The following is a 15,884-nucleotide window of genomic DNA, read 5'->3' on the forward strand; positions in this document are numbered from 1 at the left end:
GTCCGCAACGGATGCGGTCACGATACTCTGCGTCAGTCGCCTGAAAACAAGCGTCGTCGTGCGCGCACCCGTCGTCCGGACATGGTGCGTCGGCGTGGCGCGCAAGGTGGATCGCGCGCGATACCGACATATCGCCGCGCCACGAATCGAATAAACATCAGCAGCGCGGGGAAATTGAGTGAGATCTGTCCGGCTACCGTTTATGCCAGCACGCGCGCGATTCGGGCACGATGCCGCGTTCTGGGTGCTCCTGCAACAAGTGGTGGTGCGCGGCCTCGTTGCCGTGAAGTTCCTGGCCATCGGCCGCATACTCGGGCCGGAAGCGATCGGCGCGGTGAGCATTGCGCTGCTTGCGGTGGCTATCGCCGAATCCTTGTCCGATACCGGGCTTGCACAGGCCGTCGTGCAAGGGCGTGATGCGCCCACGCACGATGAGCTCGGCGCGGTATGGGCCACGCTCGCGATGCGCGGCGTGTTGATCGGCCTCCTGCTTGCCGCGCTCGCGCCACTGATGACGAGCCAGTTCCACATGAGCGGCTCCATCGGACTGATTCTGCTTGCGACCGTGTTACCCATCATGCGCGGCGTTGCCTCGCCGGCGTATTTCATCGTCACGCGACATCGCGGCTTTCAGGCGCTGGCGGGCGTGGAGACATCGGCGGCGTTCACCGATTGCGCAGTGGGACTCGTATGCGCGCTATCGGGCGCGGGCGCCTATTCGGTGCTCATCGGCCTCGTTGCGGGCGAATTGCTGAAGACCACGCTGACCTGGACCGCCATGTCGCCGCGTCCGCCGATTCGCTTTTCGTTTGCGGGCATCTCGCACTACGTCAACTTCAGCCGATGGATCTGGGCAGGCAGCGTCGTCAATCTGCTGCTCAATCAGTTCGACAAGGTGGTCGTCGCCAAGCTGCTCGGACCGATGCAGCTGGGCGCGTATCAGATGTCGTCGAAGCTCGCGCAGATGCTGCTCGCCGATGCCGCCATCGCGATGTCGCAGTATCTGTTTCCGACGTTCTCCGAGCATCTCCGGCGCGACGTTGCAGGTGCACGCAAGCTGTTTCGCCGCTATCTGCTGCTCGCGGGCGTCGGCCTGACGGTGCTCGTGATCGTGCTGCGCATCGCCGCCGAGCCGCTCTTCAATTTCGTGCTGGGACCGGCGTGGCTGTCGGCGGTGCCGCTCTTCAGGATCTTCGTCATCAACATGGCGATCGGCGCGGTCATCGCGGTGCTCGTGTCGTGGCTGCGTGCGGCGGGCATGCCGAAGGTCGCGACGCACGCGTCGATCATTCAGGCGATCGTGCTGTGCGTGACCGTGCCTGTCGCGATGCATCTGTGGGGTGTGACGGGCATTGCATGGGCGATGACAGCGGGCCTCGGTTCGGCTGCTGCATGGATGCTCTATCGAAGCGTGAAGGAGGCTTAATGCGGATCATCCATCTCGTGCTCGCGCCGCGTCTTTCCGGTGCGGAAGTGCTGGCGAAAGACTTGGCGATACATCAGCAACGCGGCGGGCAAACGGTCGCGATCGCATCGCTGACGCCTGCACATGACGACTTCACCGCGTTGCAGGCGGAACTGGTGGCGAACGGCGTGCAGTGTCTCTTTCCGCAGCACGCGCAAGGACGCTTCGGCAAGCTGTGGAATCTGTATCGGACCATGAGCGGGTATCGCGCGGACGTGATCTTCGCGCACGCGACGATCCCCGCGTTCTATGCGCGCATGCTGCCGCTCGGCGTGCCGGTCGTCTACGTGATGCACTCGGCCACCAACGACTTCGAGAGCGCGATGTTCCGGCGTGTCGAACGCATGCTGTCGCGGCGGGCGCGCGCGGTGATCGCCGTATCGCCGGCGAATATCGACGATTACGTGCGCGCCGTCGGCCGTCATCCGTCGATGACGCTGATCCCGAACGGCGTGGACATGTCGCGCTTTTCGATGCGCGCGGCGCATGGTGCAGTGAACGCATCGCAACAGATCGTGCAGATCGGACGCTATACGTCGGTGAAGAATCAGCTCTCGACGGTGCATGCGTTCCAGCGGGTCGTCGAACGCGTGCCCGATGCGCGGCTGCTTCTGTGCGGCGTGATCGAAGATCCGGCGTATCACGCAGCCGTGAGCGATCTCATCGACAAGCTCGGCCTCTCCGATAACGTGACGCTGCAGGGGCCGCGTTCGGATATCGCGGAACTGCTGTTTTCGTCGAGCGTGTTCGCGATGCCTTCGCGCTCGGAAGGACACAGCATCGCTTTTCTGGAGGCGCTGGCGTCAGGCGTGCCGGTGGTCGCGAGCACCATCCGGCCGTTTGCATTCGCGGCGGATTTTCCCGGCGTGCGTCTTTGCGATCCCGACGATACCGCCGCCTACGCCGATGCGCTCGTTTCCGCGCTGACGCAGCCGCGTTCGCACAGGCCGCTCAACGGCCTCACGCTCGCTGATACCGCTGCGCAATACCTCGCCGTCGCTCGCGGCGTCGCGCGCGGCCTGCCGGGTGCAGCGCCTGCCTGAAGGATTGGACGGCGATCGCGCTGGCGAATCGTGCTGGCGCATCCGTCGTTTTTCGCGTATCAAAGAGATGCCGCAGCCCTCATGGAAGGAGAACCCATGTCCGACATGCTCAGCATCTCTACACCCGATGGCGATTTCGACGCCTACATTGCGTTTCCCACGCAGACGCCCGCGCCCGCCGTCGTCGTTCTTCAGGAGATTTTCGGTATCAACGGCGACATGCGCGAAACCACCGACGAATACGCACGACAGGGTTACGTGGCGTTATGCCCGGACCTTTTCTGGCGGATCGAGCCGAACGTGAATCTCACGGATCGCACCGAAGCCGAATGGCAGCAGGCGATGAAGTACTACAACGCATTCGACCTGAACACCGGCGTCGAGGATATCGCGGCGACTATCGGCTTCGCGCGTGGCCTGTCCCAAGTGCAGGGAAAGATTGGCTCGGTCGGCTTCTGTCTCGGTGGGCTGCTGTCGTTTCTCAGCGCCGCGCGCACGGATGTCGATGCATCGGTGTCGTACTACGGCGGCGGCACGGACCAGCACCTGGATGAAGTGCCGAACATCAAGATTCCGCTGCTCATTCATCTGGCGGAAGAAGATGAGTTCATCAATGCCGAAGCGCGCAATCGGGTGCTCGCGGCGGTGCAGGGGCGCGAGAACATCGAGGCGTACACCTATCCCGGCTGTCATCATGCGTTCGCACGCAATCAGGGCGCACATTACGATGCAGCCGCAGCGAAACTTGCGAATGGCCGAACCGCCGATTTCTTCAGAAAGCACCTGAAATCTGGCGTGTAATGAAAACGCCGCCCGAAGAGGGCGGCGTCGGCTCGTGCAAAGGCGGGCGCTATTTCTTCACCGTATGCGGCCTGCGAAACACCATCCAGCGCGGCGCCTTGAAGCGGACAATGCTCACGTAGAGCCACACGTAAGTCACCGCGAACACGACGACAAAGCAGAACAGATGCACCGTATGCCGCCAGAAGAGCGTCGCGGGAATCACGGCGATCAGGCACAGCAGCCACAAGTAAGGTGATGTCAGCGAATTGCGCCGCGTGATTTCGCGTGCGTTCTGCGCGCCGACGGCCCAGCGCATCAGCCGCTTGTAGACGAGCATATGCAGATGCACGCCATCCGGAATGCCGGGGGACATGCCGCGAATGAACTTCTTGCGATAGATCGAGAAGCACGTCTCGAAGATCGGGTACATGAAAAGCAGCACCGGATACCAAGCGGAGACATCGCGATTGCGCATCACGAGCATGATCGACAGTTCGCTCAGCATGAAGCCGACGAAGTACGCGCCGCCATCGCCGAGAAAGATCAGGCCCGCCGGAAAATTCCAGATGAAGAAGCCCATCACCGCGCCCATCATGATGAGCGATCCCGACAGCACGATCGGGTCATGCACCTGGAACGCGACATAGGCGAGCGACGCGAACATCATGAACGTGACCATCGATGCAAGGCCGTTAAAGCCATCGATGATGTTCACCGCATTCGCCAGCGCCGCGACGGCAAGCACCGTCACCGCGCATGAAATGACCGCGTAGGAGAGCAGGAAATCGAGCGGCGGCACGCTGATGCGTGTCACCGCGATATTCAGGAGCGCATAAGCGAGACCGGCTGCGGCCATCGTACAGAGAAGGCGCACGAGTGGCGTCACGCGTTTGGTCAGGTCTTCGAGCAGCCCGGACAAAAACGCGGGCATGCCGCACGCAATGATGCCGAGAATGCCGGCCGATACCAGCGGATAGCTCCATCGCAACTGCACCGCCGATGCGGTCAGCCCGCACAGGATGCCGACGCCGCCGATGCGCGGCACCGGACGCGCGTGAAACTTCTGCACGCCGGCGAGGTCGGTGTCGCCGAGCACGCCTTCCTGCAAGTGTGCAAAGCGCACGATCAACAAGGTCACGAAGAGCGAGACCAGAAAAGCAAGCGCGAAACTAAGCATGAAAAATGGACCGGTTGATGACAGCGCCCGGCATCGAACCAACGACTATGCGATGCGGGGCGCGGCGCGACTTTAAGCGAACCCTTGCGGATTCTGCGACTGCCAGCGCCAGTGATCTGCGCACATGCGTTCGATGCCGTGCTCCGCGCGCCAGCCGATCAGCGCCAGCGCGGCGCCGGGGTCGGCATAGCAGGCGGCGACATCGCCCGGACGGCGCGGCACGAGTTCATAGGGTACGGGCTTGCCCGAAGCACGCTCGAACGCCTTCACGACATCCAGCACGCTATAGCCTTGCCCCGTGCCGAGATTGACGACGAAGCTGCGGTCGAGCCGCTTCAGCGCGTCGATTGCGGCAATGTGTCCGCGTGCGAGATCGACCACATGGATGTAATCGCGCACGCCGGTGCCGTCGTGCGTATCGTAATCGCTGCCGAACACGCGCAGCCGTTCGAGCTTGCCGACCGCCACTTGCGCGACATAAGGCATCAGGTTGTTCGGCACGCCCGCCGGATCTTCACCGATGAGGCCGCTTTGGTGCGCGCCGACCGGATTGAAATAGCGCAGCGTCGCGATGCGCCACGACGGATCGGAGACTTCGAGATCCCGCAGAATCTGCTCGGCGATCAGCTTCGACTGGCCGTAGGGATTCGTCGCGGACAGCGGGAACGATTCGTCGATCGGCACCGACTGCGGCACGCCGTACACCGTGGCCGACGAACTGAACACGAAGTTGCGCACGTTGCGCTCGCCCATCACCTTCAGCACTGCGAGCAGACTGCCGATGTTGTTGCTGTAGTAGTCGATCGGCTTCGCCACCGATTCGCCCACGGCTTTCAGCGCGGCGAAGTGGATCGCGGCGGTGATCGCATGGGCGTCGAGGATGCGGTTCAGCGCGGCTTCATCGCGTGCGTCTTCCTGATAGAAGGTCACGCGCTTGCCCGTGATGCGTTCCACGCGCTTCAACGATTCCGCGCGGCTGTTGACGAGGTTGTCGATGACCACGACGCCGTAGCCCGCATCGAGCAGTTCGACGCACGTGTGCGAGCCGATAAAGCCCGCACCGCCGGTCACGAGGATGGTGCCTTTGATGCCGCTGGCGCTTGGGTTCGTGCCATTCATTGTGATGCTCTCCAGGAAGCGCGGTTCAGAGTGAAATGCCGGTAATAGCGTGTATTGTGCTCTTGTATCGTTCGACGACCTTTTTCTCGTCGAATTCGCGGGCGACTTTTTCGCGGCCACGCAGCGCCATCGCTTCGCGTTCTTCGAAGGGCAGCGTCAGCATGCGTTCGAGCTGCTCGGCCAGGCTATCGGCGCTTTTTACTTCGCAGAGGAAGCCGTTGACGCCGTGCTCGACCACTTCGCGGCAGCCGGGCACATCGGTCGCGACGATCGGGCGGCCCATCGCGGAGGCTTCCATCAGCGTGCGCGGCACGCCTTCGCGATACGACGGCAACACGACGCAATCCGCTGCGGCGACGAGCGGACGCACGTCGTTCGCTTCGCCCAGATACTCGACGATATTCTCATGCTCCCACGCCTCTACGTCCGTGCGGCTGATCGCGCTGGGGTTATCGACGCCGACCGGCCCGAGCAATTGAAAGCGCGCATGCGGATGGCGCCGCCGCAAACGCCGCGCCGCCTCCACGTATTCCGCCACGCCTTTATCCCACAGCAGCCGCCCAATCAGGATGAACACGAAGTCTTCGCGGCGCGGCAGGGGTGCGAGCGCGAAGTCATCGAGATCGACGCCTTCACCATGCAGACGCCGCGCGCGATCCGGATGCGCGAGCAGATTTTCGTCGACGAAAGCCTGATGATCGTCGCGATTCAAAAACCAGACTTCGCGCGGAAAGCGAAACGCGAACCGATAGAGCCGCTTGGCGATCTGCGCCGTGCGGCTCTTCTGAATGAACACGTAGCCGAGACCGGTCGTCACCGCGATGGACGGCACCCGCGCGAGCATGGCGGCAAGCGAGCCGTAGATGTTCGGCTTGATCGTGTAGTGAAAGACGAGATGCGGACTCGTCGCCCGATATTCGCGGTAGAGCGCGATCATCGTGTTCAGGTCCTGGCGCGGATCGGTGCCCTTCGAAGCCACCGGCAGTTCGACGCAACGGCAGCCCATTTCGATGAGCGGTTCGAACGTGCGATCGCGCGGTGCGATGATCGTCACTTCCGCGCCGCGCTCGGTCAGCATCCGCAATACGCCGCGCCGATACGTATAAATGGCCCAGGCCGTGTTGCACACGAGGGCGATGCGTAGGCTGGACTTGTTTTCGTTCATCCGGAAGTTTTCGTTTTAGCGCGATGCGGCTTTGAACAGCCGGGCCTTGAGCGCACGCAGCGCGCGATACGGCAGCAGCAGATGCGCGATGCTTTTCACGACTCCGATCCAGTCGAACGGATTCGCCGCACGGAAGTAACGCAGTTGCAGCCGCAGCGTTGACATGGTCTGCGTTCGCCGCTTCGTCGCGCTGATGCCGCCTTCGTTCAGCTCGTAGTAAAGCCCGAATTCAGGCAGGTTCGCGCCGTCATAACGCGCCATCAGCCGCAGCACCAAATCGAGGTCTTCGGCGGCGCGATACTTCGCCTGATAGTTGCCGACTTCGCGCACCGCATCGACACGCAGCATCAGCGACGGATGCGCGAAGCAGGAGCGCGCGAGCATCGTGCGGCGAATCGCGGCGGGGTCGGTGGGCGGCGTGAGATCGAAGAGCGGGGCGCCGTTCGTCGCGACGACATGCGTCCACATGCCGACGACCGCAACATCCGGATGCGCTTCGAGATACGCGCGTTGTGCTGCAAGACGGCCAGGCGTCGCGAGATCGCCCGCGTCGATGCGCGCCGCGTAACGCATGCCGCGTTCAGCGAGCGCGTCGATGCCCGCTTGCAGCGCGCGCTCGATGCCGCCGTTCTGCGCCATGCGCACGATTTCGATGTCGAGGCCGTCGATCAAAGGCGCGACGATGGGCGGCGTGCTGCCGTCATCGACGATCAAGACGCGCACACGCGACGCTTCCTTGAACGAGGCAAGCGTGCGTTCGACATCGGCCTGGCCGTGATAGGCCGGAATCAGGACGGCTACGTCGGAAAGATCGGTCATGCGCGCAGCCGGAAACGAATGTAGTAGAAGTTCACCGATGCCGCCGCCACGTAACCCGCCGCCAGTCCGATCAACGCGCCGTAGCCGTTGAAACGCGGAATGGCGTACGCATTGACCGCGAACGCAACGGCAAGCGCAAGCAGCCACTTCGCAAGCAGCACGTACTTCGCCTGATACTTGAGCAACACGAGATTGCCGATTGCTTCGATGCCCGCGGGCACTGAAAGCCACACGGCCCAGCGGAAGATATCCGCCGCGCTCGCATAGTTCGGCCCGAACACACGCGCGATGATGAAGCCCGCCAGCGCATCCAGCACGGCGGCGCCCGCGATCATCAGCACGGCTGTCATCGCGAAGAGGCGCAGCAGGTTGCGCTTCAGCCGCGCCGTTTCCGTTACGCGATACACGAACGCCGGCGCGATGGTTTGCGAGAGCATCAGCGCAAGCGCGATCCAGTTTTCGTTCAGTTGTTGTGCAGCGGAATAAAGCCCGAGTTCGGCGAACGATACGCGATGCGCGAGCATCAGACGGTCGAGCTTCAGGAACAGATACATGCAGATGAGGCCGATCCAGAACACCGTGCCCGCGCTTGCGAAATGACGAAAGAGCGCGCGGTCGAAACGCCAGCCGAGCGTGCCGCCGTGACGGCGCATGTAATAGAACACGAGCGCGCCGGCGATGGCCGCCGCTTCGAGCGCCCATAGCCAGCCGAACGTCGCCGCACCCGCCGCCATGCGCACGAGCGCGTAGACGAGCGCGGCTTTCACGATGGCCGTCGTCATGCTCGCGATCAGTTGCGGCTTGCTGTACGTCATGCTTTGCAGCCACGCGTTGATCACGCCGATAAACGGTTCGCGAAAGAGCAGCGTGACGGCAAGGCCCGCGAGCATCGCGCCGACGAGCGGATCGGCGCCGCCCGCTGCGATCCACGTCCATGTCAGAAGCAGCGCGACGATCGACACGCCCATGCGCAACACGAACGCGCTGCCCAGCACGGCACCGGTTTGCGCGGGCGGTTTGTCGACGATGGTAGGGACGAGAATCTCCGCGCCGCATACCCATGTGATCGGTGCAATGACAAGCAGCAGCGTGTTCGCGTATTGCCACTTGCCGAACGCGTCGGGGCCGAGATAGCGCGCGAGCAGCCCAGAGATAACGATGGCCACCGCGATCTGCGTGAGCCGCTCGAGCCCGAGCCAGACGATGTTCGCGAGCGCGCGGGCGACGTCCGGATTGCCCGAGCGCGTCAGCACCTTCATGCGCGGCATCCTTGAATGATCGCGGGCACGCGCCGTGCTACCGAAGCCCGCTTGACGTGTTGCGCATCACGTAATAAAACCGCGTCAAGGATCAGCTTATGTGCGGTTGCGCGCGAAGGCGACTCATTCGTCGGCCTGAAGGCCAAAGAGCGTTTGGGCATTGGATTAGAATGAATGCGCAGGCCTTAACCGCGACGCGCAACATCGAAAGCGCTGAAAGACAGCGATTATAAGTGCGAACCGAAGCCCGCCCTCGCGTGGCGCTTGCAACGTTTCGTCGGCAGGCTCGCGATGGTCCGACGCTCGACACATGAGCCTCGCAGTCGTTCGCGCGCATATTGGCGGAGTCGGCGCGCACCTGTCGCCACGACTTGCCACGCCCTTATGGCTGCATCGCCGAGAATTCATCAATTAATACAGAAGAGGTAGCCATCTTATGAGCCAGGTATCCCAATCCATTTTCAAGGCGTATGACATTCGCGGCATCGTCGGCAAGACGGTGGATACGGATGTCGCGAAAAACATCGGCCGTGCGTTCGGCAGCGAGATTCGCAAGCAGGGCGGCGATTCCGTCGTCGTGGCCCGCGATGGCCGCCTGTCCGGTCCGGAACTCGTCGGCGCGCTGGCGGACGGCCTGCGCGAGGCGGGCGTCGATGTCATCGATATCGGCATGGTGCCGACGCCTGTCGGTTACTTCGCGGCGAGCGTGCCGCTGCCGCTGCCCTCGGGCGAGCGCCGCGTGGATTCGTGCATCGTCGTGACGGGCAGCCATAACCCGCCCGACTACAACGGCTTCAAGATGGTGCTGCGCGGCGCGGCCATCTACGGCGAGCAGATTCAAAGCCTGTATCAGCGCATCGTCAACGACGACTTCGAGTCGGGCGAAGGCAGCTATACGGAGTTCGACGTATCGCAGATCTATCTCGATCGCATCGTCTCGGACATCAAGCCGGCGCGCCCGATGAAGATCGTCGTCGATGCGGGCAACGGCGTCGCGGGCGGTCTCGCGCCGCGTCTGTTCAAGGCGCTCGGCTGCGAGTGCGTCGAACTGTTCACGGACATCGACGGCAACTTCCCGAACCATCACCCGGATCCGGCGCATCCCGAAAATTTGCAGGACGTGATCAAGGCGCTGAAGGAAACGGATGCGGAAATCGGCTTCGCGTTCGATGGCGACGGCGACCGTCTCGGCGTCGTCACGAAGGACGGGCAAGTGATTTATCCGGACCGTCAGTTGATGCTGTTCGCGCAGGAAGTGCTGTCGCGCAACAAGGGCGGCCAGATCATTTACGACGTGAAGTGCACGCGCAATCTCGCCAAGTGGGTGCGTGAGCAGGGCGGCGAACCGGTGATGTGGAAGACGGGCCACTCGCTCGTGAAGGCAAAGCTGCGTGAAACGGGCGCGCCGCTCGCGGGTGAAATGAGCGGTCACGTGTTCTTCAAGGACCGCTGGTACGGTTTCGACGATGGCCTTTACACCGGCGCACGCATGCTCGAAATCCTGTCGCGCGTGGACGATCCGAGCAAACTGCTGAACGATCTGCCGAATTCGCTATCGACGCCGGAACTGCAACTGAAGCTGCAGGAAGGCGAGAACTTCGAACTGATCGGGCGTCTGCAGAAGTCGGCGAAGTTCGAAGGCGCGGACGACGTGCTGACGATCGACGGACTGCGTGTGGAGTATCCGGACGGGTTCGGCCTTGCTCGCTCGTCGAACACGACGCCGGTTGTCGTGATGCGTTTCGAGGCGGACAGTGAGGAAGCGCTGAAGCGCATTCAGGAAGATTTCCGCCGCGTGATTCTGGCGGAGAAGCCGGACGCACAGCTGCCGTTTTGAGAGTGATGCTGTGATGAAGACGGCGCGATCGAAAGATCGCGCCGTTTTTTATTCAGGGTAGAACTCCGGAGACAGGATCTCTTCGGTGGACCAGGGCAGATCTTCGGGGAAGACGTCGAGTCCGGTTTCCTCGACTGCTTTCGATACGGCGTCGGCCCATGTACCGACGAGCCAGTCGGGATCACGCAACGAAGTCGTCAGACTGGGCGTCTTCTGCAATGCGACGCCGACGGCGCGGCGCTGTTCCTTGATCGTGCGTTGCCAGCTCGATCCGCGGCGTCCCGGCTGATACTGCCACTTGAGCAGATGCGCCAGCAGGACGGCCATGCGGCTGGACAGTTCTCGTTGCTCACTCTTGCCCACGTCCTCGATTTCCTCTGCGATATGTTCAACATCGATAGCCGAGAACTCCCCAGCGCGCAGCAGCGCAGCCTGTTCCCGCGCCCATGCCACGACGTCCTGTTCGTAACGCGTTCCCATCGCGTACTCCTTTCGTTGATCCATAGCCGTTCTGGCCTGCCCCGACATGTTACCGGCTTTTTCTGCGAGAAAGCCACGCCGCCGCTGCTCACCGGCCCCGTCCCGCGATCAACCCGCGCTAAAATCCTCGCTTCGTATCCATCTCCATCGCGCGAGCCGCGCCTTCCTTCACAGCGTGCAAAAGATCCTGATCGTCCGCGTGTCGTCGCTTGGCGACGTCGTGCATAACATGCCGGCCATCGCCGACATTCGCCGCCGTTATCCCGATGCGCAGATCGACTGGCTGGTCGAAGAGAGCTTCGCGAGCCTCGTAGAACTGGTCGATGGCGTGCGCCGCGCGATCCCGTTTTCGCTGCGCCGCTGGCGCAAGGGCTTCGCATCGGCGGCGAACTGGCGCGAGATCGGCAAGTTCAGGCGTGAGCTTGCCGCCGAGAAATACGATCTCGTCATCGATTGCCAGGGGCTCATCAAGACCGCGTGGGTCGCGAGCTGGGCGCGCGGGCCGCTCGTCGGGCTCGGCAATCGCACGGAGGGCGCGGGCTATGAATGGCCCGTGCGCTTCTTCTATGACCGGCGCGTGCCCATCGAGCCGCGCACGCACGTCGTCGAGCGCACGCGTCAACTCGTGGCGGCCGCGCTCGATCTGCCTCGCCCGCAGATGACCGACGACATCGACTTCGGCATCGATACTCGGCGCGCGACGCTCGCGGTGTCCGCGCTCGGGCTCAATTTGCCCGTGCCGTATGTGGTGTTCGTTCACGCGACGTCCCGCGCCGACAAGCAATGGCCCGAAGCCGCGTGGATCGAACTGGGGCAGGCGCTCGTGACGCGCGGTGCGTCCATCGTGCTGCCATGGGGAAGCGACGCCGAACGCGCGACGAGCGAGAAGCTCGCGAAGGAATTCGGCGCGGCCGCGATCGTGCCGCCGAAGCTGTCGCTGCCGGCGGTCGTCGGTTTGATCGATGGCGCCGCAGCGACGGTAGGCGTCGATACCGGACTCGTTCATATTGCCGCAGCGCTGAAGCGGCCTACCGTCGAGTTGTACAATTTCTCGACCGCATGGCGCACCGGCGGCTACTGGTCGCCCAACGTGATCAATCTCGGCGACGCGAGCCGGCATCCGACACTCTCCGAAGTGAAGGCCGCGCTCGCGGGTTTCGGCCTGCTGTGATGCCGTAAGACGCAGCGCCGTGCGCGAGCTTAATCAAGTTGGAAGGCACATGACGGAATCTCAGATCATCGAAGTCGCATCCTGCGACTGGCAGGGCAAGAACCTGTCCGTACCGCGCGAGGCGTTGCTGGCCGGCGTGGAAGACGGCAAGGTCCTCTACTTTCCCAACCTGCGTTTCGCGATCGAAGGCGGCGAACAGGCACTGCTCGATCCGGAAATCGCGGACCCGAAGCGCAAGAACATCAGCCTCGCGCCCAACGGCGGCGCGCTCAACGGCGTCGTCGGCGACAACGTGATGCAGTCCGCGGTGCGCTCGCTCATCGCCCGGTATCAGACGAACGCGCGCACGCTCGTCGACGGGCTCTTCCCCGAATACGACGGCAAGCTGCGCGTCGCACCGACGAGCCTGCGGCTGCATCAGGTCGAAACGCGCGAGACGTCGTGGCGCAAGGACGATAGCCGCCTGCACGTCGATGCATTCCCGTCGCGTCCGAATTACGGCGAGCGCATTTTGCGCGTCTTCACCAACGTCAATCCGGCAGGCGCGCCGCGCGTGTGGCGCGTGGGGGAGCCGTTCGAAGACATGGCCAAGCGCTTTCTGCCCGGCATCAAGCCGCAGGCGCCGGGTTCCGCGTGGCTGATGAATCTGCTGCACATCACGAAGAGCAAGCGCAGCGAGTATGACCATCTGATGCTGCATCTGCATGACGCGATGAAGGCCGACCTCGATTATCAGAAGTCCTCGCCGCAGGAGACGATGCCGTTTCCGCCCGGATCGGTGTGGGTGTGCTTTTCGGATCAGACGTCGCATGCGGTGATGTCCGGCCAGTTCATGATGGAGCAGACTTTCTTCCTGCCCGTCAAGGCGATGGCGCGGCCCGATCATGCTCCGCTTGGCATTCTCGAGCGCCTGAAGGGCAGGGCGCTCGTTTGAGCGGCGCTGCATCCGCGCCGGCGGCGCCGTTCTCGGCGACTGTGCTAAGGGCGATCTACCGCGCGATGTGGTGGATCGTGGCGCCGCTTGCCGTGCTGCGTCTTCTGATTCGTTCGCGCAAGGAGCGGGGATATCGCGAGCATATCGGCGAACGATTCGGACGCGGCCCCGCACGCCGCTCCGACGATTTCGCGCCGCTGATCTGGGTGCATGCGGTATCGGTCGGCGAGACGCGCGCCGCGCAGCCGCTGATCGAAGCGCTGATGAAGGCGCATCCCGAAGCGCGCCTGCTCATCACGCACATGACGCCGAGCGGCCGCGCGACAGGCATCGACCTGTTCGGCGATCGCGTCTTGCGCAGCTATCTTCCCTACGATCTTCCGCATCTCGTGCGGCGTTTTCTGCGCGCGTGGCGGCCGTCGATCGGCATCGTGATGGAGACGGAAGTCTGGCCGACGCTGATCGACGAATGCAAGCACGCCGACGTGCCGCTCGTGTTGACGAACGCGCGTATGTCGGAGCGGTCGTACCGGCGCGCGGCGCGTTTTGGGCGCGCGGTGCGCGAAGTGTTCGGCGGGTTCTCGCGTGTGCTTGCGCAGACGCCTTCCGATGCGGAACGTCTGACCGCCCTCGGCGCGCGCAACATCGCGGTGCTCGGTAACCTCAAGTTCGACATGAGCGCGCCTCCCGAGCTGGTGGCGCGCGGACAGGGCTGGCGCGCGGCGATTGGCGATCGTCCCGTGTGGGTCGCCGCGAGCACGCGCGAAGGCGAGGAGACGCTCGTGCTGCGCGCGTTCGCCGCGCTGAACGTGCCGGATGCGCTGCTGATCCTGGTGCCGCGTCATCCGCAACGGTTCGATGAAGTGTCCGCGTTGATCGCGGCTGCCGGGATGACGGGCGCGCGCCGTTCGGTATGGGCGCCGAAGCCGGCCGCGGCGGGATCGGGCGCGGATGTGCCGGCGCGATTGCCGTCGAACGTGCAGGTGTTGCTCGGAGATTCGATGGGCGAGTTGGGCGCGTATTACGCGGCGGCCGATTTGGCGTTCATCGGCGGGAGCCTGTTGCCGCTTGGCGGGCAGAATTTGATCGAGGCGTGTGCGGCGGGCGTGCCCGTGCTGATCGGACCGCACACGTTCAATTTCACGCAGGCGACCAACGATGCCATCGCGGCGGGCGCGGCGTTGCGTGTCGACGACCCGCACGGCCTCGCGGATGCGTTGCGCGAATTGTTCGCGGACAAGCCGCGCCGAATCGCGATGAGCGAGGCTGCGGCGGCGTTCGCGGCGAGGCATCGCGGGGCGACGGAACGGACGGTTAAGGTGCTCGGCGCGTTGCTGGAGGATCGCGAGGCGTAAGGCCGCGATCTCACCGGATTGCACCCTGGAGGATCGCCCCATCCATCTCCTTTCGGGACGTCCGTCCGCCAAGCGAGGCCGTGCATGCGGACGATCGCCCTGATTGTCGCGACCAATCGGAGTTACGCTCGTCGTCGTGCTGGTCATCGCGAACCTGTCGAGCGGCGAGAAGAAAATCGAGCACAAGATCGAACGGCTCTATCCGAGCGACGATCCGCAATTTCTTCGCGCGATTGGACTGCCGCTCGGATCGCCCGTCGTCGGCGGCAATCGCTTCGACCTGCTAATGAACGGCGAGCAGATCCTTCCATCGATGTTGGAAGGCATCCGCTGCGCGTCGTACCATCAGTTTCGAAAACTGATTTATCGGCATCGGCGGAATTGGCGACGAGATAGCGAGTGCGCTGCCGGACAAGGCGCCAAGGAGAATAGCCGTGCATGTACTGTTTGACTGTCGGTTCGTCGAAGATGGACAAGCGCTATCTGCGCATGCCGCGCGAAAAGATCGTGGGTCGCGTTACTGGATTCGCCCGTTGTGAAGGTAAATGATCACGCCGGCGCGTGTCGCGCATCGTTCCAGATGATCACCTCCTGTTGCGAGTCAGGTCCGTAGCCGATTTCACCGGGCGCGTACGGGGTGTTGAACGAGGCTTGCCGCGCGAGCATCGGCGACTGGTCGTACACATGAGCGCACGTCGGATAAATGTAGACGATAGTGAGGCGTTCGATCGTGTGATCGGCGAGGGCAGCTTCGAACTTCTGCCGCATGATGGTCATGAGTTCCGCGCCGAACGGGTTGAAGAAGAATGCGACGATGTCTTTGGAAGGAAGGGGCATTCGGGTCGCATCGTCGACGAACGCGTGCATGGCCGTTCGCCCGGGAAAGCGGCGCGCGACGATCTCTGCGTTGCGGTTCGCGATATCGACGAGCGGCGCCGCGATGTCGTAGCCCAGCACGGCATCGAAGGGAAACTCCGTTGCGACGATCATCGGGCGGCCCTTGCCGCAGCCTATGTCGATGAACGTGCGTCCGCTTACGTCGCCGAGCTGACTCAGCGCATGCCGGACAATGCTCGGCTGGCAGCCCATATAAGGAAGGTTGCCGTTTTCCGGACCATTAGTGCCTGTCACGGATTCGGGCGGATAGATGCCGCCGGTATCGGTGCCGAGCGTGCGGTCGATCGGATGAGTCCTGTAACAGCCGCTGTAGACGACCCGCAGAATGGGCACGCGTTTGCCGTACTTGCGGACGCTTGAAACGAAAAGCAAGGTTTGCA

14 protein-coding genes and 1 pseudogene are annotated in these 15,884 nt (G+C 63.2%); 8 read left to right on the forward strand and 7 right to left on the reverse strand.

The window, feature by feature from the left end; translation table 11 throughout:
- The first annotated feature begins 202 nt into the window (after window positions 1-202).
- The 3 genes from LDZ21_RS03440 to LDZ21_RS03450 all read left to right on the forward strand — a co-directional run bounded on the left by LDZ21_RS03440 (window position 203) and on the right by LDZ21_RS03450 (window position 3,309).
- Window positions 203-1,426, forward strand: coding sequence for an oligosaccharide flippase family protein (locus tag LDZ21_RS03440; protein WP_404980535.1), 1,224 nt, complete (start codon window positions 203-205; stop codon window positions 1,424-1,426).
- The gene (locus LDZ21_RS03445; RefSeq protein WP_244794238.1) at window positions 1,426-2,508 is read left to right on the forward strand and encodes a glycosyltransferase; all 1,083 of its coding nucleotides are present in this window, start codon (window positions 1,426-1,428) and stop codon (window positions 2,506-2,508) included. Before LDZ21_RS03440 ends, LDZ21_RS03445 begins: the two co-directional genes overlap by 1 nt.
- A 96-nt stretch (window positions 2,509-2,604) precedes the next feature.
- Window positions 2,605-3,309 carry a dienelactone hydrolase family protein gene (locus tag LDZ21_RS03450; RefSeq protein WP_244794239.1) on the forward strand — a complete coding sequence of 235 codons (705 nt, stop codon included), beginning with the start codon at window positions 2,605-2,607 and terminating at the stop codon, window positions 3,307-3,309.
- 49 nt (window positions 3,310-3,358) lie between these two features.
- On the opposite strand, the gene LDZ21_RS03455 is transcribed toward LDZ21_RS03450, so the two are convergent.
- The 5 genes from LDZ21_RS03455 to LDZ21_RS03475 form a co-directional block, all read right to left on the reverse strand.
- Window positions 3,359-4,468: an MraY family glycosyltransferase gene (locus LDZ21_RS03455; protein ID WP_244794240.1), complete on the reverse strand. Its 1,110-nt coding sequence runs from the start codon at window positions 4,466-4,468 to the stop codon at window positions 3,359-3,361.
- A gap of 72 nt (window positions 4,469-4,540) precedes the next feature.
- Entirely contained in the window at window positions 4,541-5,587 is a 1,047-nt protein-coding gene (gene galE / locus LDZ21_RS03460; RefSeq protein ID WP_244794241.1) for a UDP-glucose 4-epimerase GalE, read from the reverse strand.
- A gap of 25 nt (window positions 5,588-5,612) precedes the next feature.
- Entirely contained in the window at window positions 5,613-6,752 is a 1,140-nt protein-coding gene (locus LDZ21_RS03465) for a glycosyltransferase family 4 protein (protein WP_244794242.1), read from the reverse strand.
- Between the two features lie 15 nt (window positions 6,753-6,767).
- Window positions 6,768-7,571 carry a glycosyltransferase gene (locus tag LDZ21_RS03470; protein WP_244794243.1) on the reverse strand — a complete coding sequence of 268 codons (804 nt, stop codon included), beginning with the start codon at window positions 7,569-7,571 and terminating at the stop codon, window positions 6,768-6,770.
- On the reverse strand, window positions 7,568-8,830 hold the full coding sequence (locus tag LDZ21_RS03475) for an oligosaccharide flippase family protein (RefSeq protein WP_244794244.1): 1,263 nt from the start codon (window positions 8,828-8,830) through the stop codon (window positions 7,568-7,570). Before LDZ21_RS03475 ends, LDZ21_RS03470 begins: the two co-directional genes overlap by 4 nt.
- Before the next feature lie 436 nt (window positions 8,831-9,266).
- Between LDZ21_RS03475 and LDZ21_RS03480 the strand changes: the two genes are divergently transcribed.
- Window positions 9,267-10,667 (forward strand): phosphomannomutase/phosphoglucomutase, encoded by a 1,401-nt coding sequence (locus LDZ21_RS03480; RefSeq protein WP_244794245.1) that lies wholly within the window; start codon window positions 9,267-9,269, stop codon window positions 10,665-10,667.
- Between the two features lie 48 nt (window positions 10,668-10,715).
- Here the strand turns inward: LDZ21_RS03480 and LDZ21_RS03485 are convergent, their stop codons facing one another.
- A complete protein-coding gene (locus tag LDZ21_RS03485; RefSeq protein ID WP_244794246.1) occupies window positions 10,716-11,147 on the reverse strand; it encodes a DUF29 domain-containing protein in 432 nt (143 codons plus the stop codon).
- Between the two features lie 175 nt (window positions 11,148-11,322).
- Here LDZ21_RS03485 and waaC point away from each other — a divergent pair, with 175 nt between their 5' ends.
- The 4 genes and pseudogenes from waaC to LDZ21_RS03505 all read left to right on the forward strand — a co-directional run.
- Window positions 11,323-12,318, forward strand: a complete 996-nt coding sequence (waaC, locus tag LDZ21_RS03490) for a lipopolysaccharide heptosyltransferase I (RefSeq protein WP_244794247.1) — start codon at window positions 11,323-11,325, stop codon at window positions 12,316-12,318.
- A 49-nt stretch (window positions 12,319-12,367) separates the two neighbouring features.
- Window positions 12,368-13,252 (forward strand): Kdo hydroxylase KdoO, encoded by an 885-nt coding sequence (kdoO, locus tag LDZ21_RS03495; protein WP_244794248.1) that lies wholly within the window; start codon window positions 12,368-12,370, stop codon window positions 13,250-13,252.
- A 41-nt stretch (window positions 13,253-13,293) separates the two neighbouring features.
- Complete coding sequence (waaA, locus tag LDZ21_RS03500; protein ID WP_244794752.1) at window positions 13,294-14,607, forward strand: lipid IV(A) 3-deoxy-D-manno-octulosonic acid transferase; 1,314 nt, start codon at window positions 13,294-13,296, stop codon at window positions 14,605-14,607.
- Between the two features lie 84 nt (window positions 14,608-14,691).
- Window positions 14,692-15,108, forward strand: a pseudogene (locus LDZ21_RS03505) (phospholipase D-like domain-containing protein); the annotation flags it as partial.
- Window positions 15,109-15,156: 48 nt separating this feature from the next.
- Here the strand turns inward: LDZ21_RS03505 and LDZ21_RS03510 are convergent.
- Window positions 15,157-15,837: a class I SAM-dependent methyltransferase gene (locus LDZ21_RS03510; protein WP_244794249.1), complete on the reverse strand. Its 681-nt coding sequence runs from the start codon at window positions 15,835-15,837 to the stop codon at window positions 15,157-15,159.
- Between the last annotated feature and the right edge of the window lie 47 nt (window positions 15,838-15,884).

Source organism: Caballeronia grimmiae, assembly GCF_022879615.1.
GTDB lineage: Bacteria > Pseudomonadota > Gammaproteobacteria > Burkholderiales > Burkholderiaceae > Caballeronia > Caballeronia grimmiae.